General features: G+C 67.5%; 22 protein-coding genes. 6 read left to right on the plus strand and 16 right to left on the minus strand.

What is annotated here, in order from left to right; all coding sequences use genetic code 11:
- Position 1 precedes the first annotated feature (1 nt).
- The 5 genes from AC5P9N_RS13945 to AC5P9N_RS13965 all read right to left on the minus strand — a co-directional run bounded on the left by AC5P9N_RS13945 (position 2) and on the right by AC5P9N_RS13965 (position 6028).
- Complete coding sequence (locus AC5P9N_RS13945) at positions 2-1345, minus strand: peptidylprolyl isomerase (RefSeq protein WP_005408141.1); 1344 nt, start codon at positions 1343-1345, stop codon at positions 2-4.
- Positions 1342-3843, minus strand: a complete 2502-nt coding sequence (gene lptD, locus AC5P9N_RS13950) for an LPS-assembly protein LptD (RefSeq protein WP_080355292.1) — start codon at positions 3841-3843, stop codon at positions 1342-1344. The genes AC5P9N_RS13945 and lptD overlap by 4 nt, the downstream gene beginning before the upstream one ends.
- A gap of 89 nt (positions 3844-3932) precedes the next feature.
- On the minus strand, positions 3933-4871 hold the full coding sequence (locus AC5P9N_RS13955) for a histone deacetylase family protein (RefSeq protein WP_005412302.1): 939 nt from the start codon (positions 4869-4871) through the stop codon (positions 3933-3935).
- Between the two features lie 9 nt (positions 4872-4880).
- Positions 4881-5435, minus strand: a complete 555-nt coding sequence (locus AC5P9N_RS13960) for a cob(I)yrinic acid a,c-diamide adenosyltransferase (protein ID WP_099484844.1) — start codon at positions 5433-5435, stop codon at positions 4881-4883.
- Between the two features lie 8 nt (positions 5436-5443).
- Positions 5444-6028 (minus strand): hypothetical protein, encoded by a 585-nt coding sequence (locus AC5P9N_RS13965; RefSeq protein ID WP_005408145.1) that lies wholly within the window; start codon positions 6026-6028, stop codon positions 5444-5446.
- A 106-nt stretch (positions 6029-6134) separates the two neighbouring features.
- Between AC5P9N_RS13965 and ubiH the strand changes: the two genes are divergently transcribed.
- Together ubiH and AC5P9N_RS13975 are read left to right on the plus strand one after the other, a co-directional pair.
- The gene (gene ubiH / locus AC5P9N_RS13970) at positions 6135-7343 is read left to right on the plus strand and encodes a 2-octaprenyl-6-methoxyphenyl hydroxylase (protein WP_005412303.1); all 1209 of its coding nucleotides are present in this window, start codon (positions 6135-6137) and stop codon (positions 7341-7343) included.
- Positions 7340-8521, plus strand: a complete 1182-nt coding sequence (locus AC5P9N_RS13975) for a UbiH/UbiF family hydroxylase (protein WP_099484843.1) — start codon at positions 7340-7342, stop codon at positions 8519-8521. The genes ubiH and AC5P9N_RS13975 overlap by 4 nt, the downstream gene beginning before the upstream one ends.
- 236 nt (positions 8522-8757) lie before the next feature.
- Here the strand turns inward: AC5P9N_RS13975 and AC5P9N_RS13980 are convergent, their stop codons facing one another.
- From AC5P9N_RS13980 to AC5P9N_RS14005, 6 genes are all read right to left on the minus strand, one after another.
- Positions 8758-9153 (minus strand): hypothetical protein, encoded by a 396-nt coding sequence (locus AC5P9N_RS13980; RefSeq protein ID WP_099484842.1) that lies wholly within the window; start codon positions 9151-9153, stop codon positions 8758-8760.
- Positions 9154-9204: 51 nt separating this feature from the next.
- Positions 9205-10272: a 23S rRNA (cytidine(2498)-2'-O)-methyltransferase RlmM gene (gene rlmM, locus AC5P9N_RS13985; protein ID WP_005408149.1), complete on the minus strand. Its 1068-nt coding sequence runs from the start codon at positions 10270-10272 to the stop codon at positions 9205-9207.
- Positions 10256-10816: a nucleoside deaminase gene (locus AC5P9N_RS13990; RefSeq protein WP_004154307.1), complete on the minus strand. Its 561-nt coding sequence runs from the start codon at positions 10814-10816 to the stop codon at positions 10256-10258. The genes rlmM and AC5P9N_RS13990 overlap by 17 nt, the downstream gene beginning before the upstream one ends.
- Positions 10817-10913: 97 nt before the next feature.
- Positions 10914-11636 carry a DUF6348 family protein gene (locus AC5P9N_RS13995; protein WP_099484841.1) on the minus strand — a complete coding sequence of 241 codons (723 nt, stop codon included), beginning with the start codon at positions 11634-11636 and terminating at the stop codon, positions 10914-10916.
- A 51-nt stretch (positions 11637-11687) separates the two neighbouring features.
- Positions 11688-12341, minus strand: coding sequence for a membrane protein (locus tag AC5P9N_RS14000; RefSeq protein ID WP_024958872.1), 654 nt, complete (start codon positions 12339-12341; stop codon positions 11688-11690).
- Between the two features lie 43 nt (positions 12342-12384).
- Positions 12385-14133, minus strand: coding sequence for a glutamine--tRNA ligase/YqeY domain fusion protein (locus AC5P9N_RS14005; RefSeq protein WP_099484840.1), 1749 nt, complete (start codon positions 14131-14133; stop codon positions 12385-12387).
- 259 nt (positions 14134-14392) lie between these two features.
- Between AC5P9N_RS14005 and AC5P9N_RS14010 the strand changes: the two genes are divergently transcribed.
- Both AC5P9N_RS14010 and msrA read left to right on the plus strand, forming a co-directional pair.
- Positions 14393-14656 carry a putative signal transducing protein gene (locus AC5P9N_RS14010; RefSeq protein WP_005408153.1) on the plus strand — a complete coding sequence of 88 codons (264 nt, stop codon included), beginning with the start codon at positions 14393-14395 and terminating at the stop codon, positions 14654-14656.
- A gap of 30 nt (positions 14657-14686) precedes the next feature.
- On the plus strand, positions 14687-15352 hold the full coding sequence (msrA, locus tag AC5P9N_RS14015; RefSeq protein WP_032965999.1) for a peptide-methionine (S)-S-oxide reductase MsrA: 666 nt from the start codon (positions 14687-14689) through the stop codon (positions 15350-15352).
- A gap of 686 nt (positions 15353-16038) precedes the next feature.
- Here msrA and AC5P9N_RS14020 read toward each other — a convergent pair.
- From AC5P9N_RS14020 to ahpC, 5 genes are all read right to left on the minus strand, one after another.
- Positions 16039-16995 carry a transaldolase gene (locus AC5P9N_RS14020; RefSeq protein ID WP_005408155.1) on the minus strand — a complete coding sequence of 319 codons (957 nt, stop codon included), beginning with the start codon at positions 16993-16995 and terminating at the stop codon, positions 16039-16041.
- A gap of 50 nt (positions 16996-17045) precedes the next feature.
- Complete coding sequence (gene rnk, locus AC5P9N_RS14025; protein ID WP_005408156.1) at positions 17046-17450, minus strand: nucleoside diphosphate kinase regulator; 405 nt, start codon at positions 17448-17450, stop codon at positions 17046-17048.
- Between the two features lie 123 nt (positions 17451-17573).
- Positions 17574-18536 (minus strand): LysR substrate-binding domain-containing protein, encoded by a 963-nt coding sequence (locus AC5P9N_RS14030; RefSeq protein ID WP_005412310.1) that lies wholly within the window; start codon positions 18534-18536, stop codon positions 17574-17576.
- A gap of 85 nt (positions 18537-18621) precedes the next feature.
- Positions 18622-20214, minus strand: a complete 1593-nt coding sequence (gene ahpF / locus AC5P9N_RS14035; protein ID WP_012479210.1) for an alkyl hydroperoxide reductase subunit F — start codon at positions 20212-20214, stop codon at positions 18622-18624.
- Between the two features lie 223 nt (positions 20215-20437).
- Positions 20438-21001, minus strand: a complete 564-nt coding sequence (ahpC, locus tag AC5P9N_RS14040) for an alkyl hydroperoxide reductase subunit C (protein ID WP_005408159.1) — start codon at positions 20999-21001, stop codon at positions 20438-20440.
- 354 nt (positions 21002-21355) lie between these two features.
- Between ahpC and prmC the strand changes: the two genes are divergently transcribed.
- Together prmC and pip are read left to right on the plus strand one after the other, a co-directional pair.
- A complete protein-coding gene (gene prmC, locus AC5P9N_RS14045) occupies positions 21356-22213 on the plus strand; it encodes a peptide chain release factor N(5)-glutamine methyltransferase (protein WP_012479211.1) in 858 nt (285 codons plus the stop codon).
- Between the two features lie 48 nt (positions 22214-22261).
- A complete protein-coding gene (gene pip, locus AC5P9N_RS14050) occupies positions 22262-23203 on the plus strand; it encodes a prolyl aminopeptidase (RefSeq protein WP_005408161.1) in 942 nt (313 codons plus the stop codon).
- Positions 23204-23548 lie beyond the last annotated feature (345 nt).

Consider the following 23548-nt stretch of genomic DNA (forward strand, 5'->3'; position numbering starts at 1 on the left):
ATCAGGACTGCGGCGGCGTGGCGGTGTTTTCCGCACGGTCGCCACTGCGGAAGCTGACGTAGGCTTCGCCACGCAGTTCCTGCAGGAAGCGGTTGTACTCGTCTTCCAGCTTGCGGCGGCCAATGGTCTCGCGGACCTGGGCACGCTGGTTGTCGTTGGTCACGTCGGTCTGGCGAGTGGCCACGCGCTGCAGGATGTGCCAACCGGCATCGGTGCGGAACGGCTGGCTGACGCCGCCGTCCTGGATGGCGGCCACCTGCTGGCCAAAGGCCGGACCGAACGCATCGGCCGGGAACCAGCCCAGATCGCCGCCCTGGCCCTTGCTGTTGTTGTCCTCGGAGGACTCCTTGGCCACGGTCTCGAAGTCCGCGCCACCGGCAATGCGGGCACGCAGGGTATCGATCTTGGCTTTGGCGGCCGCGTCGGTCTGATGATCGTCCACGCGCACCAGGATGTGGCGACCGTGGTACTCGGTGACGGTGCTGGCGCCAGCGGTGGCGCTGGCATCACGCACTTCCACCAGCTTCAACAGCTGGAAGCCGCTGGGGCCACGGATCGGGCCGACCACTTCGCCGGGCTTCATCTTTTCCATCATCTGCGCGAAGGCCTGCGGGATTTCATCCAGGCTGCGCCAGCCCAGGTCGCCGCCTTCCAGCGCATTGGGGCTGTCGGAATAGCGCACGGCCGCCGCGTTGAAGTCCAGCTCTCCCTTGTCCAGCAGGGCCTTGACGCCATCGGCCTTCTTCTGGCCGGTGGCGATCTGGTCGGCGTTGGCGCCGTCCGGCAACGCGACCAGGATGTGCGCCAGGTGGTACTGGTTGCCTACCGTGGCCTGCTGCTTCAGCGCGGCATCGACTTCACCCTCGCTGACGCTGATGCGGCTCTGCGCGAAGCTCTGGCGCAGGCGCTGCACGGTGATCTCGTCCCGCACCGAGGCGCGGAAATCGTTGAAGTCGATGCCGTCATGGGCCAGGCGCTGGCGCAGGGCGTCCAGGTTCGAACCGTTCTGCTGGGCGATGGAGTTCATCGCCTGGTTCAGCTCCTGGTCGCTGACCCGGATGCCGCTGCCCTGGGCGCGGGCTACCTGCAGCTTGACCAGTACCAGGCGCTCGAGCACCTGGCGGCTGAGCACGTCTTCCGGCGGCAGCTGGTTTTCGCGGCCGGCGTACTGCGCCTTGATGTTGGCGATCGCACGCTGGAGCTCGCTCTGCAGGATCACGTCCTCATCGACGACGGCGGCGATGCGGTCAAGCGGCTGCGCCTCCTGGGCAAGCACCTGCAGGGGGGCGGACACGCTGGACACCGCCAGCAGCGAGGCGAGAAGAACGGGGAAGCGCTTGGTCATGGGATCAGGTTCGGATCGTAGTCATCCCGGGTCGCCCCGGTGTTGCTGGGCGGCACGAGATAGAGGTCGTCGCGGTTATAGCCGAGGATAGCACGGCGCAGAGTGCGGTCCGTGTCCTGGCCGATGGAGCTCAGGCCCTTCAGGACGAACTCCACCTGGATGGAGTTGTTCATCTCGCCTTCGCGATTGCGGACATAGCGGCGGCCGACCACACGCACGGCCAAGCAGCAGCTGTCCCACTGGACACCGCCGATGATTTCCAGCGGCTCCTTGTCCTGCAGCGAGTAGTAATAGCGGCCGACCAGGCTCCAACGCGCATTCAGCGGGTACAGGAACGACAGGTCGGCCTGCTCCAGCAGGGTGCGGTCATGCTTGTTGGCACCGGGCAGAGCACCGGCATTGATGCGGTAGCGGTAGCTCAGGTTGACCACGCCGTCGTTGGGCATCAGGTAACGGGCACGGACGCTGGCCAGATCCTCGCGCTTGTACTTCGGGTCCCACTGGTAGGTGGCGCCCAGGGTCCAGCGGTCGTTGATCATGTAGTTGCCGTCGGCGATCCAGGCCGACTTGCCCTTTTCCACCGGGGCGCCGCCGGGGGTGACGGTCACCCGCGACTCATCGAAGTACTGGATCTGGCCGATCGAGGCCGAGAAACGTTCCTTGCCGGTGGTCTGGTCGATGAACCGGGTGCTCACCGCCAGGGTCAGCTGGTTGGCGTCGTTCTGGCGGTCGGCGCCGGTGTAGCGCGAGTCGCGGAACAGCTGGCCCCAGCTGAAGGTGAAGTCACGGGTGTCGAAGATCGGCAGCTCGTCCTGGTTGCGGTACGGCGTGCGCAGGTAGAATAGGCGCGGTTCCAGGGTCTGCAGGAACGACTTGCCGCGGATGCTGGTTTCGCGATCGAAGAACAGGCCGGCGTCGATGCTGCCGATCGGCAGGCTGCGGCTGGGCGAGGTATTGCCGCGCAGCTGCTCGGGCGTGGCCGTGTTCGGGTCGATGCCCTGCGAACGCAGGATCTGGGCCTGGATGCCTCTCACACCATCCACCAGACCTCGGTCCAGCTGATAGGCGGTGTAGCGGTAGGCCAGGGTCGGGGTCACATACCAGGCCGCGCCGCTGATCGGGAACGACACATACGGCTTCACGTCCAATCGCGAACCACCGCTGACACCGACGCCGTCGGTCCACTGCACTCCGTTGCGGGTGTACTGCAGATCCTTACCGGTGCCGACGGCGTTTTTGAAGTTGATGTCGTCGTGGGTGAAGCGCACCGCTTCGGCGTAGATGCCGGCTTCCAGCCAGGGCCGGACCGGCTTGTCCCAGTTGAAGTACAGGCGCGGCTGGCGGTTGTAGGGCAGGGCGCGCTCGTCGAGCGTGTAGTCGGTCAGCTGCCAGCGGTCGGCCATGATGCCGGCCGTCCAGTTCGTGCCGGTGCCATACAGGCCCACCGTGCTCTGCAGGTTGGAGGCGGTCACCCCCACCAGGCGGTTGGCGAAATCCTCGACATAGCGCTCGTCGCTGACCCAGGCCAGGTTGGCGCGGGCCTGCCAGTGGCTGTCCACGTTGTGGTAGCCGGTGAACATCACCCGGCCGCGGTCACGGTCACGCAGGCGGTCGTTGGGCATGAACGAGGTCAACACCTCGCCGCGGCCGCCGTTGTAGAGGTAGCGGAACTCGTTGTCGAGCAGCAGGCCGCGCCGGCTCATGTAGCGCGGGGTCAGCGTGTCGTCGTAGTTCGGCGCCAGGTTGAAGTAGATCGGCTGGGCGTAGTCGAAGCCGTTGCGCCCGGACATGCCCAGCTGCGGGAACAGCAGGCCGGTCTTGCGGCGGTCATCGATCGGGAACTTGAAGTACGGCGCCCACAGCACCGGCACCTTGCCGATGCGCAGCACGGCGTTGCGCGCGGTGCCGAAGCCCTCGTCGTTGTCCACTTCGATCTGCGGCGCCGACAGCTTCCACACCGGCTGCGAGGGGTCGCAGGTGGTGTAGGTGGAGCGGTGCATCTGGCCGACCGCACCCTGCAGGTCGACCGACTCGGCATCGCCGTTGCCCCGGCGCGACACCAGCTGGTACTTGATGTCGGATATCTTGTGGGTATCGCTTTCCTGGTTGCCTTCGGCACGCTTGGCGACCATCCGGATCGACCCGTCCTGGTAGCGGACATTGCCGTCGGCGATGTAGTTGCCGGTCTCGGTGTCGAAGCTGAGCTTGTCGGTACCGACGAACTGGTCACCCCGGCGCAGCGCCACGTTGCCCTCGTACTGCGGCACGGTGGTGGTGCCCAGCAGCTGGTCACCCTCAATGTCGGTCGGCTGCTGCTCGCGGGCGGCCGCGGCGGCAGCCTTGTCCTGGGCCGGGACCGGGGTGGGGGCGTCAGTGAACGCGGGAATGACGTCGGTGGCCGGGCACAGGCCCCAGTTGAGCGGCTTTTCATCGGCCATCGCCGGCAGGCTGATGGCGATGCTCAGAGGCAGGGGAAGCAGGCGGAGGGCTCGGCGCACGCGGTTCGGATTCGGGCGAAAACGGACGGTAGCTTGCCCCATCCCTTGCATAGGGGCAATGAAGGACGCCGGAGCCTGCCGGTTCGGGTTCATCCGGCGGAGGTGCCCACGGACGGCGTGAGCAGGGCCTGGACATGGGCCACGCTGCACTCGGCCAGGGCCTGCAGGTCGTAGCCACCCTCCAGCATCGAGACCACCCGGCCGGCCGCGTGACGGCGTGCCAGCGCGTGCAGTTCACCGGTGATCCAGGCGAAATCGTCGGTCTCCAGCATCAGGTCCGCCTGCGGATCACGCAGGTGGGCGTCGAAGCCGGCCGAGATCAGCAGCAGCTGCGGGCGGAAGTCGTCGATGGCCGGCAGCATCTCGTCGGCCCAGACGTTGCGGAAGCGGAAGCCACCGCTGCCCGGCGGCAGCAGGATGTTCATCAGGTTGCCGGCACCGCGGTCACGGCGCAGGCCGGAATTGGGGAACAGCCCGGCCTGGTGGGTGCTGTAGTACGAGACCCGGGCGTCGTGCTGGAAGATGTCCTGGGTGCCGTTGCCGTGGTGGACGTCGAAGTCGACCACCGCGATCCGTTCCAGGCCGTGGCGGTCGCGGGCATAGGCGGCGGCGATGGCGATGTTGTTGAGCAGGCAGAAGCCCATCGCCGTGCTGCTGGTGGCGTGGTGGCCCGGCGGGCGTACCGCGCAGAAGGCCAGCGGGTCGTCGCCCAGCATCACCGCATCGACCGCGGCCACGCCGGCACCGGCGGCGTGCACGGCGGCGCTGGCCGAGCCGGGTGAGGTCCAGGTGTCCATGTCCAGCTGGCGCAGCGGTGCGGTCTGCGGTTGCAGCACGAAGTCGAGCAGGGCGCTGTCGTGGACCCGGGTCAGTTCACCGAACTTGGCCGGTGGCGCTTCGCGCCACTCCAGCTGGCCGGGGAACGCGGTGTGCAGCGCGTCCAGCACATGCTGCAGGCGTTGCGGGCACTCCGGGTGGCCGGGGCCGGGGTCGTGCAGCAGGCAGGACGGATGGGTGTAGACCAGCATCGTGCAGGCTCAGCGCTGGCGCTGCTGTGGTTGCCACAGCGCTTCGCCCTGGCCGTCGGCACGGGCCAGCACCCGGGCCAGCACGAACAACAGGTCCGACAACCTGTTCAGGTACTGCAACGCCTCGCTGCGCACGGCCTGGTGGCGGGCCAGGGTGACCGTTTCGCGCTCGGCGCGGCGGACGATGGTGCGGGCCAGATGGCAGCGCGCGGCGGCTTCGCCGCCGGCCGGCAGGATGAATTCCTTCAGCATCGGCAGGTCGGCGTTGTAATGGTCCAGCTGCTGTTCCAGGGCCGAGACATCGGCGGCGTGGATCGCGGCGTGGCCGGGGATGCACAGTTCGGCGCCCAGGTCGAACAACTGGTGCTGCAGATGCACCACCAGCGCGCGCACATCCTCGGGCAGGGGCACGGCCAGCAGCAGGCCGAGCGCGGCATTGGCCTCGTCGACGGTGCCGTAGGACGCCACCCGGGCGTCATCCTTGGGCACGCGCTGGCCGTCACCGAGGCCGGTACTGCCGTCGTCGCCGGTGCGGGTGTAGATGCGCGAGAGGCGATGACCCATGTCGCGGCTCAGTGGCGGATGTCGCGGCGGGCCTGCTGGAGCTTCAACACCTGCTCCACGGCCAGCTGCAGGGCGGCGGCCAGCGCCACGTAGATCGCCGTGGTGCGCAGGTAGGGGCCGAACCACTGCGCGTAGTTCTGTGCCCAGCCGGCCAGGGTCGGCTCGGCCACGTTGCTGCTGGTCCAGTAGAAGCCACCCTGCGCCAGCAGGTGGCAGACCGCCACCGAGGCGACCAGCAGCAGCGCGCCCTTGGCCAGTACCGGCCAGCGCGCGCTCTGGTAGTTGCGGCCCAGCAGCATGCCGCCGGCCCACAGCGAGAAATAGGCCGGCAGCAGCAGCCAGTAGCCCGGCGACACGCAGTAGTGCTGCCAGAAGTCCAGGCCGCTGCTGCGGATCACGATCCAGTCCACCAGCACCGCGAACACCATCAGCAGCGGGAACGCCCAGCGCGTCCAGCGGGCCAGGTAGAAGCCACCGATGAAGAACACCGCCCATGAGGCATCGGGGATCGCCGCGAAGTGATTGACACGGGTCGCTGCCAGCACCAGAACGAGCACGGACAGGACGAAGGCGCGGTTGGCAGTGTCGGACATGGTGGCGGGCCCGGAGCGGATTCAGGTTTCATTCTAGCCCGCCGCGCGGGTTGGCGCAGGACCGGCCGTTCGGCGTACAGACGGGGCGAGCGCGTATCATGAACGCATGAGTGAACGACATGACGTGCTGATTGTCGGTGGTGGCCTGGTCGGCGCCAGCCTGGCCATTGCCCTGGACCGCCTCGGCCGCGACGTGGGCCTGCTCGAGGCCAGCCCGGCCGGCGAGCTGCCGGCGGTGTTCGACCAGCGCAATCTCAGTTTCGCCGCTGCCACCGTCAATGCGCTGACCGCGCTGGGAGTGATGCAGAAGCTGGCGATGGCACCGGGCCCGATCCGGCGCATCCACGTCAGCCGTGCCGGCGATTTCGGCCGTGTGCAGCTGGAAGCGGCTGATTACGACCGGCCTTGGTTCGGCCAGGTGGTGGTCGCCCGCGACTTCGGCCAGGCGCTGGAAGCGCGGCTTCAGGAGCTGCCGCGGCTGCGCCGTTACCGGCCGATGCGGTTCCTGGGCCTGGGTGAAGTGGTCGACGGCTACCGCCAGGTGCGGGTCGCCGATGAGGCCGGCGAGCGCGTATTGCTGGCACGGCTGGTGGTGGGTGCCGACGGTACGACCAGTGGCGTGCGTGGTGCACTGGGCATCGAGGTCGACCGCCATGATTTCCAGCAGACCCTGTTCGTGGCCCGTGTACGCAGCCAGCGCGCGCCGGATGGCACCGCGTGGGAGCGTTTCACCGATACCGGCCCGACGGCCCTGCTGCCGCGCGGGGATCGTCACTTCGGCACCGTGCATGGTGTTGCGCGCGACCAGGCCGATGCGGTGATGGCACTGGACGATGCCGCCTGGCTGCAACGCCTGCAGAACGCGATCGGCTGGCGTGCCGGCCGCCTGCTCGAGTCCGGCCCGCGCAGCGCCTACCCGCTCATCCAGGTGCTGGCGCGCGCGCTGGCCGGTGAGCGCACGGTGCTGCTGGGCAATGCCGCGCAGACCATTCATCCGCTGGGTGCACAGGGCTTCAACCTGGGCCTGCGCGATGCGCTGACCCTGGCCGAGCTGCTGGAGGATGCGCATGAAGATGCCGGCAGTGATGCACTGCTGCAGGCCTATGTCGCGCGCCGCGAGGAAGATCGCCGGCAGACGGTGGCGTTCTCCGGCGGCCTGGCGCGCCTGACCAGCAACCCGGCGCCGCTGATGCGGCCGCTGCGCAGCCTCGGCCTGGTGGCCGCGCAACGCGCATCGGTGCAGTCGATGCTGGTCGGTGGCGCGATGGGCTTCCGCGGCGAAGTGCCGCGCCTGTGCCGCGGAGAAGCCGCATGAGCCGGCGCATGCGCCTTGATGTGGCCATCGTCGGTGGTGGCGTGGTCGGTGCCGCGTGCGCGCTGGCGCTGGCCGATGCCGGCCTGTCGGTTGCGCTGGTGGAAGGTCGTGAGCCCGCGCCGTGGCACGCCGCACAGCCTGACCTCCGCGTGTTCGCCTTCGCTGCTGACAACGTACAACTGTTGAGCCGCCTGGGCGTGTGGCCGGCGATCGCGCAGGCCCGCGCCTGGCCCTACCGGCGCATGCAGGTGTGGGATGCGGCCGGTGGCGAAGATCTGCTGTTCGATGCCGATCGCTTCGGCCGCCGTGAACTGGGCTACATCGTCGAGAACGGCCTGCTGCAGGATCGCCTGTGGGCGGCGTTGCCGGCGGCGGGCGTGCAGCTGCACTGCCCGGCGCGGGTGGAAGCGCTGGAGCAGGACGACGACGGCGTGCGCCTGCGCCTGGATGACGGTCGTCGCCTGGAAGCGGCGTTGGCGGTGGCCGCCGACGGCGCCGAATCGACTCTGCGCCAACTGGCCGGGATCGAGGTTGAAAAGCATGACTACCACCAGCGTGGCGTGGTGGCCTACGTGGACAGCGATCTTCCCAACCAGGCCACCGCCTGGCAGCGTTTCCTGCCGAGCGGGCCGCTGGCGCTGCTGCCGGTGGCCGAGCGCCGCAGCTCGATCGTATGGACCCTGCCCGAGGACGAGGCCGCGCGCGTGCTGGCGCTGGACGAAGACAGCTTCAACCGCGAACTGACCCGCGCCTTCGCGGCGCGGCTGGGTGAGCTGCGGCTGGCATCACCGCGCGCAGCCTTCCCGCTGCGCCGCCAGCTGGCACGTCACTACGTGGCCGGCCGCGTGCTGGCATTGGGTGATGCCGCGCACGTGGTGCATCCGCTGGCCGGGCAGGGCGTGAACCTGGGCCTGCGCGATGTGGCCGCCCTGCAGCAGTGGCTGGCGCCGTCGGCCGAGCGCCGTGGCCAGCCGCGGCTGTCGCCGCAGCGCCTGCAGCGCTGGGCACGCGAACGGCGCAGCGACAACCACATCGCCGCCTACAGCTTCGATGCGATCAACCGCCTGTTCTCCAACGACGAAATGCACCTGACCCTGGCCCGCGGTCGCGCGCTGGGCTGCGTCGGCAAATGGCCGCCGCTGGTGCAGGCATTCTGGAAGCGCGCCGCCGGGGTGTAGCCGGAACGCGAACCGCACGTTGCTGGGGGGACCGCTGGCGCGTTAGCAACCACGGGATCCCGCTCTGGTAGGTGCCAACCTTGGTTGGCACGTCTGCCAGGTCACGTCGGCCCAGATGGGGCAACGGCGTTTCCGATGTTGTGCCAACCAAGGTTGGCACCTACCGAAAGCGGGCGCTGCTACCGCCGTTGCTCCAGTAGATCCACGCCATGCGTGGATGAAGATCGCGGGTGGATTCAATCCACCAGCCAGCCGGCCAGGTCGGCACGATCCAGCTTGCCGCGACGCTTCACGTCCAACGCATTGAACTCATCGGTCAGCGCCGGATTCGCCTGAGCTTCCTCGCGGCTGATGAAACCATCGCCGTTCACATCCAGCACAGTGAAGTGGATGCGGTACTGGCCAACCACGCTGCTCGGTTCCAGCGAACGCACGGTCACCTGCGCCTCGCCGGCCGGTTGCGGAATCTCGACGCTGCCGCTGACCCGGCCCGCATCCAGCGGTTGCTGGCGGATCGCGCCGCCGGTGGGGCCCAACGGCTGGCTTTGTGCCGGGGTGTGCGGCAATTGCTGGGCCACCGCTGGTGCGGCGGCCAGCAGGGTGATCAGCAGCGGAATCGTTCGATGTCGCATGGATGCTCCTCCCTCTGCAGCGCCGGGGTATGCCCGGCGGACGTGATGGCCTCAGCGCAGTGGCGACGCCAGTACGGTGATCTCCTCACGGTCGTGATAGAGCTGCTTGGCACGCACCACCAGCGGCTTGCCGGCCTGGTCCTGGAACAGGTCCAGGCACAGGCGGGTTTCGTCCCAGCGCTTCTTCATCGGCAGCTTCAGGTTGAAGATCGCGTGCCGGCACCAGCCTTCGCGGAACCAGGTGGCCATGCGTTCGGCTACGCGGCGCGGCTGCTCGACCATGTCGCAGACCATCCAGTCCAGCGGCTGTTCCGGATGCCAGTGGAAGCCATCGGCGCGCAGGTGCTCGACCAGGCCGGTGTCCAGCACGTGCTGGCGCAGCGGGCCGTTGTCGATGCTCAACACGTGCATGTGCTGGCGGGTCAGCACCCAGGTCCAGCCGCCGGGGGCGGCGCCCAGGTCGGCTGCACGCATGCCGGGCTTGGCCAGTGCTTCGCGTTCTTCCGGCGTCAGCAGGGTCAGCAGTGCTTCGTCCAGCTTCAGTGCCGAACGCGAGGGTGCTTCGGGCAGCAGCTTCAGGCGCGGGATGCCCAGTGCCCACGGCGCGCTGTCGGCCGGGTCGGCCACGCAGACGAAGGCGTGGGTGCCGTCGACGAACACCACGTGCAGGCGCGGCAGGCGGTTGTTCGGCTTGTCAGTGAGCTTGCCGGCCTTGCGCAGCGCCGGGCGCAGTGCGTTGCCGAAGGCGCGGGCCAACCCGGACAGCGGCTTGCCGGCGTCCGAGTCCGGGTGTTCCACCCACAGGTCGCCGAAGCGCGGCGCATCGGCCAGCACGTCGAGCATCGGGGTAATACGGTCGGCCGGGTCCAGCTGCGGCAGCTCGGCCAGCACCACCAGCTTCTGCCGCGCGAAGATCAGCTCGCGCCAGCGCAGGCGCGGCGCCAGCGCGGCTGCTTCGTCGCACATGAAAAGCACGTAGCCATCATTGCGCTGGGTGCGCGCGTAGCCGGCGAAACCGGCTTCACCGGCGCGGAACTGCAGCTCGCCGGCCAGCTCGGGCTCGAAGCCCTGCCGACACAGGCACAGCAGGCCGATGCCGGTCTCAGTAACGGGCGCCATCGCTTTCCCCATAGGCGCGCAGCACGCTGCGCGCGGCGTCGCGGTTCAGGCCCTGCACCACTTCGATGCCACGCTTGTTGAGCTCGCCGACCCAGTCGGCCGGCAGCGGGCCTTCATCGAACGGGGTCAGTTCCTCGACGTCGGCCGAGTTGGCACCAATCAGCAGGCGGTCGATGCCCGCCCACACGGTAGCGCCATAGCACTGGCAGCACGGCTGCGAACTGGTGGCCAGGGTGACCGGCGACAGCACCGCGTTCAGGCGCGGGGTCTGCAGGCGCTGCTGGGCCAGCATGTAGGCCATGTTCTCGGCGTGCGCCAGCGAGGTCGCGTGCGGCATCACCCGGTTCACGCCGGCGGCGATGACCTTGTCGTCCGGTCCGAACACCACTGCACCGAACGGACCGCCACTGGCGTGCTCGACGTTCAGCCGCGACAGCTCGATCGCCAGCGCGACCTTGGCCTCATCGCCCGGATATCGACGATCCAGGTCGATCTGGTCGTGGATCCAGGCGGGAAGGGTCAGGTGGACTTGCGCGTACAGCATCGCGGGGGTGCCTCGTGTGGGATGGGAAAAAGTGCGGTTGCTTGGGGAACCGGCGCGCAGTGTAGCCGCACGGGCCTGTATCGGGTGTGGGCGTGGGTCAGCCTGGCGAGCCGGTGCGGATCACCACGTACTGCTTGCGGAACTCCAGCCCGGCCTGCGGCCAGCTGGCCGTGTAGGCGCGCAGCAGGGGCAGGGCGGCGGCGAAGTCGTGGCCGTTGACCCGGCAATCGGCCTCGCACAGGCCGTCGGCATCGCGCGAGGCGAACAGGCGGATGGCGAGGAATTGGCGGGCTTTCAGCAGCTCGTCGAAGGCCTCCATGCTGCGGGTGAACAGGCAGCAGGGGCAGGAGCCATGATCGTCTTCGCTGCAGGTGGAGGCATCCACTTCCTGTGCACGGTAGTGCGCCAACGGCCCCAGCACCACGGTGCGTTCGTGTTCCTCGCCATCGTCACCGGCCGGATAGGTCAGGCTCATCATCGGCAGGCCCTGTGCATCTTCGGCGCCGATCGCAGTCTGCAGCGTCGCCAGGTCTACCCGCACCCAGGTCTGGAAGCCGGACAACAGCGATGCCTGCTCATCGGCACCATTTGCATGCTGGTACTCGAACAGGCCATCGGCGAACAACCGCGGATGCTGGCTTTCAATGACGGTGGAGGTCTGCCAACCACCGTTGTCGCGCGCGTGTGCGGCCATTGCATGCGGGGTCAGGCGCAGGCCGCTGTCCAGCAGCAGCGCGTTGCCGTCGACGTGGCTGGCGACGCCCGCGTCCTGAAGGACCTGCTGCAGCAGCGGGAGGAGAGCGGCGGAGGTCGTGGTCATGTCAGGCCTGTGGGGTGGATGGGGTGGAACATCCAGGCAGGGCCTGGGCATCTAGCGGTCGAGCGCGTCGAGTTCGGCGCGATATCGCTGCGCGTCGGATTGCTGCTGCGGATCGTTGCCGTGGTCGCGCAGCCAGGTTTCCAGCTCGCGGCGATAGTCCGCGCGGAAATCGGCATTACCCGGGCTGAAATGCAGCTTGCGTGCCGCCACCTCCACCCGCTCGCGCGCGCTGGCCCGGGCCTGGGCGACGCCGTGCGGGGATTCATTGGTGAGGATGACGAAGTTGCGTGGGAAGCCCGGCGTGTACTTGACCACGAACGGCTGGTCGCGCGCCGGGATACGGATGGCGTTTTCCAGCGGCCACAGCGAAGCGGTGTTGGTGTGGAACACCACGTCCACGTCGCGGCCCTCGGCGGTACGCAGCACCCCTTCGTAGCGCCAGATGTACTGTTCGTTGAGCGTGGAGCTGGTTCGCTCGGCCTTGACGATCACCGCTTCACCACGCTCGCCCACCACGTTGAGGAAGGTGGCGTTGAGGAAGTGGCCGAGGAACATGTTGAGCATCGCCAGCGGGAACACCACGATGGCGTAGCCCGGAAAGCGCCGCCACCACGAGACCAGCCCGGCCAGCACCATCGCTGCAAAGAACGTCAGCAGCGGATGCTGCGAGATGAACCAGAACAGGACGGAGAGGGCGGTGATCATTGTCGATGGCGTGCGGGCGCCGTGCTGGCGCCCGCGCAGGTCCTCAGGCCGACCAGGTATCGCGCAGGGTCACGCTGCGGTTGAACACCGGCTTGGCTTCGGTGTGGTCGCGGCGGTCGGCGACGAAGTAGCCGGTACGTTCGAACTGGAACGACTGCTCCGGCGCGGCGCTGGCCGCGGCCGGCTCGACATAGCCGGTGACGGTGCGGCGCGATTCCGGATTGAGGTAATCGCGGTAGGTCTTGCCTTCCGATTCATCATCCGGGTTCGGCACCGAGAACAGGCGGTCGTACAGGCGGATCTCGGCCGGCACGCCATGCACGGCGCTGACCCAGTGGATGGTGCCCTTGACCTTGCGGTTGGCGCCTTCCATGCCCGGACGCGATTCCGGATCCAGCCAGCCGCGCAGCTCGGTGATGGTGCCGTCGGCACCCTTGATCACTTCGTCGCAGCGGATGATGCCGGCGCCGCGCAGGCGCACTTCGCCACCCGGCACCAGGCGCTTCCAGCCCTTCGGCGGCACTTCGGCGAAGTCCTCGCGGTCAATCCACACTTCGCGTGCGAACGGCACTTCGCGGCTGCCGAAGCTCTCGTCCTTCGGGTGGTTGCTGAAGGTCAGCTGTTCTTCATGGCCCTCAGGCAGGTTGGTCAGCACCAGCTTGACCGGATCGATCACTGCCATGCGGCGCGGCGCGGCGCTGTCCAGGTCTTCGCGCAGCGCGCCTTCCAGCACGCTGAAGTCGATCAGCGAATTCTGCTTGCTGATGCCCACGCGCTCGGCGAACAGGCGCATCGCGGCCGGGGTGTAGCCACGGCGACGCAGGCCCTGCAGGGTCGGCATGCGCGGGTCTTCCCAGCCGTCCACCAGCTGCTCGGTGACCAGCGCCATCAGCTTGCGCTTGCTCATCACCGTGTAGTTGATGTTCAGGCGCGAGAACTCGATCTGGCGCGGCTTGGCCGCCTCGCGCGGCAGGCCGGCATCGACCAGCGGCTGGGTCAGCGCATCGTCATGGGCGAAATCGACGTTGTCCACGCACCAGTCGTACAGCGGGCGGTGGTCTTCGAACTCCAGCGTGCACAGCGAGTGGGTGATGCCCTCGATCGAATCACCCAGCGCATGTGCGAAGTCGTACATCGGGTAGATCGGCCACGCGTTGCCGGTGTTCTGGTGCTCGACGTGCTTGATGCGGTACAGCGCCGGATCGCGCAGGTTGATGTTGCCGCTGGCCATGTCGATCTTCGCGCGCAGGGTGCGCGCGCCATCAGGGAATTCACCGGCGCGCATGCGGCGGAACAGGTCGAGGTTTTCCTCGACGCTGCGGTCGCGCCACGGCGACGGGCGGCCCGGTTCGGTGAGGGTGCCGCGGTAGGCGCGTACTTCCTCGGCCGACAGGTCGCAGACATAGGCCTTGCCCTGTTCGATCAGCTTCTCGGCGGCCAGGTAATAGGCCTGGAAGTAGTCCGAAGCATGGCGCAGCTCGTTCCACTCGAAGCCCAGCCAGCGCACGTCGTCCTGGATCGCGGCCACGTATTCCGGGTCTTCCTTGGCAGGGTTGGTGTCGTCGAAGCGCAGGTTGCAGACGCCGCTGAATTCGCCGGCGATGCCGAAGTTCAGGCAGATCGACTTGGCATGGCCGATGTGCAGGTAGCCGTTCGGCTCCGGCGGGAAGCGGGTCTTGATCGCCTGGTGCTTTCCGCTGGCCAGGTCCTCGCGCACGATCTGGCGAATGAAATCGCGCTTCTCGTGGCTGTCGGCGGGGGTCTCGGGGCTGGCGGGGGTGTGCTCGGACATGAGTCTGGGGCGAAAAAGGGCAGAAAGACCAACAGTCTAGCGCGTACGGGGCAGGGCTGCCCGGTGGGGTGTGGGGATGCCGGCCAGCGGCCGGCACTACCCAACTGCGCGGCGATCCACATTCCGCCGGCCCGCTGCCAGCGCTACCGGAAGGTGGATGGGTAGTGCCGGCCGCTGGCCGGCAGAACGGTCATGCGCCGTCACCACCACCATTCAGCCCCCGGGCGTATGCTGGAACCCTGTCCCACGGAGCCGCCGCATGCACATCGTGTACAAGGCCGACAACCTGTTCGACGCCCACCTGGTCAAGCACGCGCTGGAAGATGCCGGCATCCCGGCCTTCGTGTTTGGCGAGCAGTTGCTGGGCGGCATGGGCGAGCTGCCGCTGTTCGGTGTGCTGCGGGTGGGAATCCCCGATGCGGCACGCCCGCAGGCCGAGGACATCGTGGCGGCGCTGGACTTGGGCCACGCGCCGGACGCCCCCATTTCAGATGCAGACGACATAGCCGGACTTCCGGCGTAGGAGCGCATCATGTTGGGAATTGGCCGGGGCATCCTCGGCATCGGCGCCTTCAAGCAGCGCCTGCCGCGCCCGGAAGAGGCGCTGCCGGGGCGTGACCAGCCGCTGCCGCTGCACAGCAACCAGCACTTCGTGAACAGCCATCCGCTGAAGGACCGTTTTGCCGGCCTGCAGCAGATCCGTTTCGCGCTGGGCTGCTTCTGGGGCGCCGAGCGCAAGTTCTGGACCGAACCGGGCGTGTACAGCACCTCGGTGGGCTATGCCGGGGGCATCACCCCGAACCCGACCTATGAAGAGGTCTGTTCGGGCCTGACCGGCCACACCGAAGTGGTGCAGGTGGTGTTCGACCCGGCGGTGGTGAGCCTGGAGCGCTTGTTGCAGCTGTTCTGGGAGAGCCACGACCCGACACAGGGCATGCGCCAGGGCAACGACACCGGCACCCAGTACCGCTCGGCGATCCACACCACCGACGAAGCCCAGTACAAGGCCGCGCTGGCCAGCCGCGAGGCCTACCAGGCGCAGCTGGATGCGGCCGGCTACGGCCCGATCACCACCGAGATCGTGTACCCGGCACCGGCGTACTACTACGCCGAGGACTATCACCAGCAGTACCTGGCGAAGAATCCGAACGGCTACTGCGGCATCGGCGGCACCGGCGTGAGCTGCCCGATCGGGTTGGATGTGGAGGCGCCGCGCTGACGCGCGGTGGTCCGCCTGCGGCGGGCAACGTCAACGGCTGAAAGCCAAGGCCAAAGCCAAAGCCAAAGCCAAAGCCAAAGCCAAAGCCAAGCGGCTCTGGTTTGCTGTGAGTTTGGCGGGACGGGTGCAGATGGCGGGACACGCCGTAAACCCGTCCTTGGGGGCTCGGCCACGGCATCCATGCCGTGGACGGTCCCGCCATCTGCACCCGTCCCACCTTCGACAGTTTCCCGGTGACGGTGGGCGAGAGCATTGGTTACTGACGAACTGAAGAAAAACAAAAAGGACGCGGCGTTCGCCGCGTCCTTTTTGTTTGGTTCTGCAGTGCTTTCTGTAGAGCTGAAGGCAGCGGCATGAGCCGCTGCCAACGTCGCTTGCGCGACGGCCCGGAGGGTGCCGGTCAGGACGACCGGCATAGCCATGCTCGGCTCCGAGCAAGCGAAGCGCGCGACCCGCTGTTGCTCTTCTTTCTTTCTTCCGTGGCGGGCGGCCACAGGAAACTGTCAGAGGGCGGGCGGGTTGGGTTCGCGGGAGTGTCCGCCGCATGGATGCGTCGGCCAAGCCTCCAGGGATGGATTCACGGCGTCTCCCGCGGACCCAACCCGCCCGACCCAGCACGGCTGTTGCTTCATGCCTTTCGCGACCAACCAACCCGCCACGAGGTGCTCAGCCGTTGGCCGGAATCCTCACAGTGCCGCGCGGATCCGCTCGCGCAGTGCTTCCAGATCCTTGGCAAACGCCTCGATGCCGGTCGCCAGCTTCTCGGTGGCCATCGGATCGGCCGCCAGGTCCGCCGCGAACTTCGCCGCATCGATCGGGGTCACCGCCGCGCCGTCCGCTGCACCGGCCACCAGCTTGCGCGGCAGCTCGCCGTGGTCAGCGTCCAGCTTCTCCAGCAGGTCCGGCGAAATCGTCAGGCGGTCGCAGCCGGCCAGCGCTTCGATCTGCGCGGTCGAACGGAACGAGGCACCCATCACCACCGTCGGCGAACCGCGGCGCTTGAATTCGGCATACACGCCACGCACGAACTTCACGCCCGGGTCTTCGTCGATGGTGGCCGGGGTCTGGCCGTTGGCCACGTACCAATCGAGGATACGACCGACGAACGGCGAGATCAGGAACGCGCCGGCTTCGCTGCAGGCCAGCGCCTGGGTCGGGTTGAAGATCAGGGTCAGGTTGCAGTCGATGCCCTCGGCCTGCAGGATGCGCGCGGCTTCCACGCCTTCCCAGGTCGCGGCGATCTTGATCAGGATCTTCTCGCGCGGCACGCCGGCATCGGCGTACATCTGGATGAACTGGCGGGCCTTGGCCACGGTGGCGGCGGTGTCGTGGGCCTGGTCGGCGTCCACTTCGGTGGACACGCGGCCCGGCACCAGCGTGCTCAGCAGCGCGCCGACGCCGATGGTCAGGCGGTCGGCCACGGCGTGCACCACGGCTTCGCGGTCGCCACTCTGCTGGCGGCCCCAGGCCAGTTCGCGTTCGATCAGCTCGGCGTAGACCGGCAGGTCCAGCGCCTTCTTCACCAGGGTCGGATTGGTGGTGCAGTCCACCGGCTGCAGGCGCTTGATCGCCTCGTAGTCACCGGTATCGGCAACGACCACGGACAGTTCGCGCAGCTGGGACAGTTTGGACGGGGTACTCATTACGGCTCCTGGTGCAGGGGGATCGAATCGCGCGCGGTGCGCAGCGGTAATCAGGGGCGGTCGTTGTGGACCGCAGTCACGCGCAGGCGCAGCTTGCGGCCGCCGGGCGCGTTCCAGTCGATGCTCTGGCCGATCGAAAGGCCGAGCAGGGCACTGCCGACCGGGGCCAGCACGGAAACCTTGCCTTCATCGACGTTGGCTTCGCGGGGGAAGACCAGGGTCAGGACGTGCTTCTCGCCCGACACTTCATCTTCGCACTCCACGCGCGAATGCATCATGACGATGCCTTCGGGAATCTGGTCCGGTGCCAGCACGGTGGCCCGGTTGAGTTCTTCAGCAAGCGCGAGCGCGGCAGGCGTCTGGCTCAGCGCAGGGGATTCGAGCATGGCGTCCAGGCGGTCCATGTCGAAGGTGGAAACGGTGATCGACGGCGGCAGGCCGCTGGCGGTACTCATGGTGAAGCTCCTTGGTTGAAAGCCATGCAAAAGGCGGCACCTGCTGGCGCCGCCTGTCTGTATTGTGGGGACAAATGCGGCCGGAATCGACTCCTGCCGATTCCAGGCCGGTGCTGCGGGGGTTCAGCCGTTCAGGGCGGGGCCGGGCAGGGCGGTCGCTTCGCCGGTGGCATTCACCGCATCAAGGGTGAACAGCGCCTGCGGCAGGCGCTTGAACTGGTCGGCCAGTTCCATCAGGAAGTCGTTCATGGCCGAGCTGCGGCGCCAGATCATGGCGATGCGACGGCTGGGACGGCCCTCGCCGGTGAAGTCGAGCAGGCGGATGTTGTTCGATCGCGGCACCGGCGGCTGCACCGACAGGCTGGGCAGCAGGGTGATGCCGACGTCGGCGGCAACCATCTGCCGCAGCGTCTCCAGGCTGGTGGCGCGGAACTCGGACTTCTCGTTGGCGCCGAACAGGCGGCACACTTCCAGCGCCTGGTCGCGCAGGCAGTGGCCATCTTCCAGCAGCAGCAGCTTCTGCGTGGCCAGTTCCTGCACATCCAGGTGTTCGCGGCGGGCCAGCGGGTGGCGCCCGGACACCGCCAGCAGGAACGGTTCCTCGAACAGGAACTCGGCGTGCAGCTGGTCGTCGATTACCGGCAGCGCCAGCAGCGCGGCGTCCAGCTTGCCTTCGCGCAGGCGGTCCAGCAGCACATCGCTCTTTTCCTCGACCAGCAGCAGTTCCAGCTCCGGGAAGCGCTCGCGGATGCGTGGGATCACATGCGGCAGCAGGTACGGACCGAGGGTCGGGAAGATCCCCAGGCGCACCGTCCCGGCTTCCGGGTCGCGGCTGCGTCGCGCCGCTTCCTTCAGCTGCTCCACTTCGGACACGATCACCCGTGCTCGTGCCGCCGCTTCCTGGCCGGCCGGGGTCAGCATCACCTTGCGCGGTGCGCGTTCCACCAGCGGCAGGCCCAGTTCTTCTTCCAGCTTGCGGATCTGCGTGGACAGCGTGGGCTGGCTGACAAAGCAGGAGGCGGCAGCCCGGCCGAAATGCTTGTGGTCGGCCAGGGCTACCAGGTACTTCAGATCACGTAGGTTCATCCTTACACCCCAGGGGTAACGGACCGGCTGACGGCGTGGTTACCCGACAGGCAGACAATGTTCCCGGTGATCTGGGAACGGTGGATCAGGCCGCTTCAGCAACGGCACCGCTGCTGTTGCTCACCGACGAGCGGATCAGGTGGTCGAACGCGCTCAGTGCGGCGGTCGAACCGGCGCCCATGGCAATGATGATCTGCTTGTAGGGTACCGTCGTGCAATCGCCAGCAGCGAACACACCCGGCAGGTTGGTCTGGCCGCGGTCGTCGATGACGACCTCGCCACGCGGCGACAACGCCACCACATCCTTCAGCCACTCGGTGTTGGGCAGCAGGCCGATCTGCACGAAGATGCCCTCCAGCTCGACGCGGTGGGCGTCGCCGCCGACGCGGTCCTTGTAGACCAGGCCGGTGACACGGCTGCCGTCGCCCAGCACTTCGGTGGTCTGTGCGCTGGTCAGCACGGTGACATTGGCCAGGCTGCGCAGCTTCTTCTGCAGCACTTCATCGGCGCGCAGGCTGGAATCGAACTCCAGCAGGGTTACATGCGACACGATGCCGGCCAGGTCGATGGCCGCTTCCACGCCGGAGTTGCCGCCGCCGATCACCGCCACGCGCTTGCCCTTGAACAGCGGGCCATCGCAGTGCGGGCAATAGGCCACGCCCTTGTTGCGGTACTGGTCTTCGCCCGGCACGTTCATCTGCCGCCAGCGCGCGCCGGTGGACAGGATCACCGAACGCGACTTCAGCACCGCGCCGTTCTCCAGCTGCACCTGCACCAGGCCGTCTTCACCGGCCGGCACCAGCGCGCTGGCGCGCTGCAGGTTCATGATGTCCACCTCGTACTCGCGCACGTGCTGTTCCAGTGCCGTGGCCAGCTTCGGGCCTTCGGTCTCCTTCACCGAAATGAAGTTCTCGATCGCCATGGTGTCCAGCACCTGGCCACCGAAACGCTCGGCGGCGATGCCGGTGCGGATGCCCTTGCGTGCGGCGTAGATCGCCGCTGCAGCACCGGCCGGGCCACCGCCCACCACCAGCACGTCGAAGGCGTCCTTGGCGGCGATCTTCTCGGCATCGCGCTTGCTGGCATTGGTGTCCAGCTTGGCCACGATCTGCTCGAGGGTCATGCGGCCCTGGTCGAACACGTCGCCGTTGAGGTACACGGTCGGCACCGACATGATCTCGCGCTTCTCGACTTCGTCCTGGAACAGGGCACCGTCGATGGCCACGTGCTGGATGCGCGGGTTGAGCACCGCCGCCAGGTTCAGCGCCTGCACCACGTCCGGGCAGTTCTGGCAGGACAGCGAGAAGTAGGTTTCGAAGCGGTAGTCGCCTTCCAGGTTCTGCACCTGCTCGATCAGCTCGGCGGTGGCCTTGGACGGATGACCGCCCACCTGCAGCAGCGCCAGCACCAGCGAGGTGAACTCGTGGCCCATCGGCAGGCCGGCGAAGGTCAGGTGGATGTCCTGGCCCGGGGTGCCCAGGTCGAAGGACGGCACGCGGCCCTGGCCATCGCGCAGCACCTGCAGCGAGATCTTGTCCGACAGGCTTTCCAGGGTCTGCAGCAGTTCCAGCATCTCCTGCGACTTGGCCCCGTCGTCGGCGTGCGCGGTGATCTGGATCGGGCGGGTCACGCGCTCCAGATAGGTCTTCAGCTGCGACTGCAGGTTGGCGTCCAACATCGGTCTTCTCCTGGCTTCAGGCAAACAGGGGGCGTGGCACCGCTGTACAAGGTAGCGGACCAGCTGGGGGTAGGGGTGAACCCAAGACAGCGACCGTGGAAGGGGCTGGCTGGCCAAGGCGGGCGAGCGTTGGCTGTCTTGGGTTCACCCCCACGCCGGTAGGGCACCGGCATGGGGACGAAGGGCGCGCCGTGGCGTGGGGCCACGGAAGGCCGGTACTGCGTTAGATCTTGCCGACCAGGTCCAGCGACGGGGTCAGGGTCTTCTCGCCTTCCTTCCACTTGGCCGGGCAGACCTGGTTCGGGTTGGCGGCGGTGAACTGGGCAGCCTTCAGCTTGCGCAGGGTCTCGGAAACGTCACGGGCGATCTCGTTGGAGTGGATCTCCAGGGTCTTGATCACGCCTTCCGGGTTGATGATGAAGGTGCCGCGCAGCGCCAGGCCTTCTTCCGGAATGTGCACGCCGAAGGCGTTGGTCAGCTGGTGGGTCGGGTCGCCGACCAGCGGGAACTGGGCCTTGCCGACGGCCGGCGAGGTTTCGTGCCACACCTTGTGCGAGAAGTGGGTATCGGTGGTGACGATGTAGACCTCGGCGCCAGCCTTCTTGAACTCGGCGTAATGGTCAGCCGCGTCTTCGATCTCGGTCGGGCAGTTGAAGGTGAAGGCGGCCGGCATGAAGATCAGGACGGACCACTGGCCCTTCAGGCTGGCGTCGGAAACCTTGATGAACTCGCCATTGTGGTAAGCGTTGGCTTCGAACGGCTGGATCTGGGTGTTGATCAGGGACATCGTTTTTCCTCTGGTGAAGGGGAGTGGGTGAATCGACAGGAGCTAGGTTACCGACTCGCTGGCGATAAGAACAATCCATTGATTGCATCTATTTGATAGATGGAGTCTATCATTCGGTCATGAGCAGGCACTGAACCTTTCCGCTCCCATCCTGCAACTGGCTGTGTGACAAGGGAAATCTCCCGGAGGCGCGGAAAGGGGCCGATAGCCCCTCCTTATTCCCTCCGGCAGAACCTGAACGGATTGCAGCTTTTTGTAGTGTCGAGCCACGCTCGACTGCGGATCTCTGGAACCGAGCCCATGTTCCGCTGTTCCAGAAGCAGCCGAGCATGGGCACGGCTCTACAATTGCGGAATGTCTTTCCAAACCGAACCCTCCCTGCGCCAGATCGTGGCCGAGGCCAGTGCCCGTCTCGGCGGCATCGAAGCCCGCCACGAGGCTGAACTGCTGCTGCTGCATGTACTGGACCGCCCGCGCAGTTGGTTGTTCGCGCACGCCACCGATCCGTTGGCCGCCAATGACCAGGCCGCCTTCGAGGCGTTGCTGGCCCGCCGCGTGGCCGGTGAGCCGGTGGCCTACCTGACCGGCCGTCGCGGATTCTGGACGCTGGACCTGGAGGTCGACCCGGCCACGCTGATCCCGCGTCCGGAAACCGAGCTGCTGGTCGAGCTGGCACTGGAGCGCCTGCCGCCAGACCAGTCGCTGCAGCTGGCCGACCTGGGCACCGGCAGTGGTGCGATTGCACTGGCACTGGCCAGCGAACGGCCGCAGGCGCAGGTGCTGGCCACCGACGCCAGCCCGGGCGCGCTGGCCGTGGCCGCGCGCAATGCCGCCCGCCATGATCTGCGCAACGTCCGCTTCGCTGAAGGCGGGCACGACTGGTATGCACCGCTGCAGGGCGCGCGTTTTGATCTGATTGCCAGCAACCCGCCGTACATCGCCAGCGACGATCCGCATCTGGAGCGGGGTGACCTGCGCTTCGAGCCGGCCACCGCACTGGCCTCGGGTCCGGATGGCCTGGACGACATCCGCCGCATCGTCGACGGTGGCCAGGCCCACCTGCTGCCCGGCGGCTGGCTGCTGATCGAGCACGGTTGGGACCAGGGCGAGGCGATCCGCGCGCTGTTCGACGCGGCGGGGTTTGCCGAGGTGCAGACCGTGCAGGATCTGGAGCAGCGCGACCGCATCACCCTGGGCCGACGTCCGGCCTAGAATGGAGGTTCTCCTGCCCCGGCAGGGCATCACCCTGGAGCTGCAAGCATGCGAACGCTGTACCCCGCCATCACACCCTACGACGTCGGCACCCTGAAGGTCGACGACCGCCACACGCTGTACTTCGAACAGTGCGGCAACCCGGACGGCAAGCCGGTGGTGATGCTGCACGGTGGCCCGGGCGGTGGCTGCAGCGACAAGATGCGCCAGTTCCACGACCCGTCCAAGTACCGCATCATCCTGTTCGACCAGCGCGGTGCCGGCCGTTCCACCCCGCACGCCGACCTGGTGGACAACACCACCTGGGACCTTGTTGCCGATATCGAGAAGCTGCGCGAACACCTCAAGGTCGATCGCTGGCAGGTGTTCGGTGGCAGCTGGGGTTCGACCCTGGCGCTGGCCTATGCCGAAACCCATCCGCAGCGCGTGACCGAACTGGTCCTGCGCGGCATCTTCATGCTGCGCCGCTGGGAACTGGAGTGGTTCTACCAGGAAGGCGCCAACCGCCTGTTCCCGGATGCGTGGGAGCACTACCTCAAGCCGATCCCGTCGGTGGAGCGCCATGACCTGATCTCGGCCTTCCACCGCCGCCTGACCAGCGACGACGAAGCCACCCGCCTGGAAGCGGCCAAGGCGTGGGCGGTGTGGGAAGGCGCGACCAGCTTCCTGCATGTCGATGATGACTTCATCAACAGCCACGAAGACCCGCACTTCGCGCTGGCGTTTGCCCGCATCGAGAACCACTACTTCGTCAACGGCGGCTTCTTCGAGGTGGAAGACCAACTGCTGCGCGACGCGCACCGCATCGCCGATATTCCCGGCGTGATCGTGCACGGCCGCTACGACGTGGTCTGCCCGCTGGCCAATGCCTGGGACCTGACCAAGGTCTGGCCGAAGGCGAAGCTGGAAATCACGCCGGCCTCGGGCCATTCGGCGTTCGAGGCCGAGAACGTGGACGCGCTGGTGCGCGCCACCGACAGCTTCGCCTGATCGGTAGTGCCGGCCGCTGGCCGGCAACGCCGCACCGGTAGCGCCGGGCCATGCGCGGCGCTATCAACCCTCATCCACGCATGGCGTGGATCGACCACAGCCTGGTAGTGCCGGCCGCTGGCCGGCAACGCCGCACCGGTAGCGCCGGGCCATGCGCGGCGCTATCAACCCTCGTCCACGCATGGCGTGGATCTACCACAGCCTGGTAGTGCCGGCCGCTGGCCGGCAACGCCGCACCGGTAGCGCCGGGCCATGCGCGGCGCTATCAACCCTCGTCCACGCATGGCGTGGATCGACCACAGCCTGGTAGTGCCGGCCGCTGGCCGGCAACGCCGCACCGGTTGC

The organism is Stenotrophomonas sp. YJH_SMC_6 (assembly GCF_059371335.1).

What these genes read in the sequence shown, in the direction of transcription:
- AC5P9N_RS13945 (WP_005408141.1), bottom strand. Translation starts at nt 1,345, where the DNA reads ATGACCAAGCGCTTCCCCGTTCTTCTCGCCTCGCTGCTGGCGGTGTCC.
- AC5P9N_RS13955 (WP_005412302.1), bottom strand. Translation starts at nt 4,871, where the DNA reads ATGCTGGTCTACACCCATCCGTCCTGCCTGCTGCACGACCCCGGCCCC.
- AC5P9N_RS13960 (WP_099484844.1), bottom strand. Translation starts at nt 5,435, where the DNA reads ATGGGTCATCGCCTCTCGCGCATCTACACCCGCACCGGCGACGACGGC.
- AC5P9N_RS13965 (WP_005408145.1), bottom strand. Translation starts at nt 6,028, where the DNA reads ATGTCCGACACTGCCAACCGCGCCTTCGTCCTGTCCGTGCTCGTTCTG.
- ubiH (WP_005412303.1), top strand. Translation starts at nt 6,135, where the DNA reads ATGAGTGAACGACATGACGTGCTGATTGTCGGTGGTGGCCTGGTCGGC.
- AC5P9N_RS13975 (WP_099484843.1), top strand. Translation starts at nt 7,340, where the DNA reads ATGAGCCGGCGCATGCGCCTTGATGTGGCCATCGTCGGTGGTGGCGTG.
- AC5P9N_RS13980 (WP_099484842.1), bottom strand. Translation starts at nt 9,153, where the DNA reads ATGCGACATCGAACGATTCCGCTGCTGATCACCCTGCTGGCCGCCGCA.
- rlmM (WP_005408149.1), bottom strand. Translation starts at nt 10,272, where the DNA reads ATGGCGCCCGTTACTGAGACCGGCATCGGCCTGCTGTGCCTGTGTCGG.
- AC5P9N_RS13990 (WP_004154307.1), bottom strand. Translation starts at nt 10,816, where the DNA reads ATGCTGTACGCGCAAGTCCACCTGACCCTTCCCGCCTGGATCCACGAC.
- AC5P9N_RS13995 (WP_099484841.1), bottom strand. Translation starts at nt 11,636, where the DNA reads ATGACCACGACCTCCGCCGCTCTCCTCCCGCTGCTGCAGCAGGTCCTT.
- AC5P9N_RS14000 (WP_024958872.1), bottom strand. Translation starts at nt 12,341, where the DNA reads ATGATCACCGCCCTCTCCGTCCTGTTCTGGTTCATCTCGCAGCATCCG.
- AC5P9N_RS14005 (WP_099484840.1), bottom strand. Translation starts at nt 14,133, where the DNA reads ATGTCCGAGCACACCCCCGCCAGCCCCGAGACCCCCGCCGACAGCCAC.
- AC5P9N_RS14010 (WP_005408153.1), top strand. Translation starts at nt 14,393, where the DNA reads ATGCACATCGTGTACAAGGCCGACAACCTGTTCGACGCCCACCTGGTC.
- AC5P9N_RS14020 (WP_005408155.1), bottom strand. Translation starts at nt 16,995, where the DNA reads ATGAGTACCCCGTCCAAACTGTCCCAGCTGCGCGAACTGTCCGTGGTC.
- rnk (WP_005408156.1), bottom strand. Translation starts at nt 17,450, where the DNA reads ATGAGTACCGCCAGCGGCCTGCCGCCGTCGATCACCGTTTCCACCTTC.
- AC5P9N_RS14030 (WP_005412310.1), bottom strand. Translation starts at nt 18,536, where the DNA reads ATGAACCTACGTGATCTGAAGTACCTGGTAGCCCTGGCCGACCACAAG.
- ahpF (WP_012479210.1), bottom strand. Translation starts at nt 20,214, where the DNA reads ATGTTGGACGCCAACCTGCAGTCGCAGCTGAAGACCTATCTGGAGCGC.
- ahpC (WP_005408159.1), bottom strand. Translation starts at nt 21,001, where the DNA reads ATGTCCCTGATCAACACCCAGATCCAGCCGTTCGAAGCCAACGCTTAC.
- prmC (WP_012479211.1), top strand. Translation starts at nt 21,356, where the DNA reads ATGTCTTTCCAAACCGAACCCTCCCTGCGCCAGATCGTGGCCGAGGCC.
- pip (WP_005408161.1), top strand. Translation starts at nt 22,262, where the DNA reads ATGCGAACGCTGTACCCCGCCATCACACCCTACGACGTCGGCACCCTG.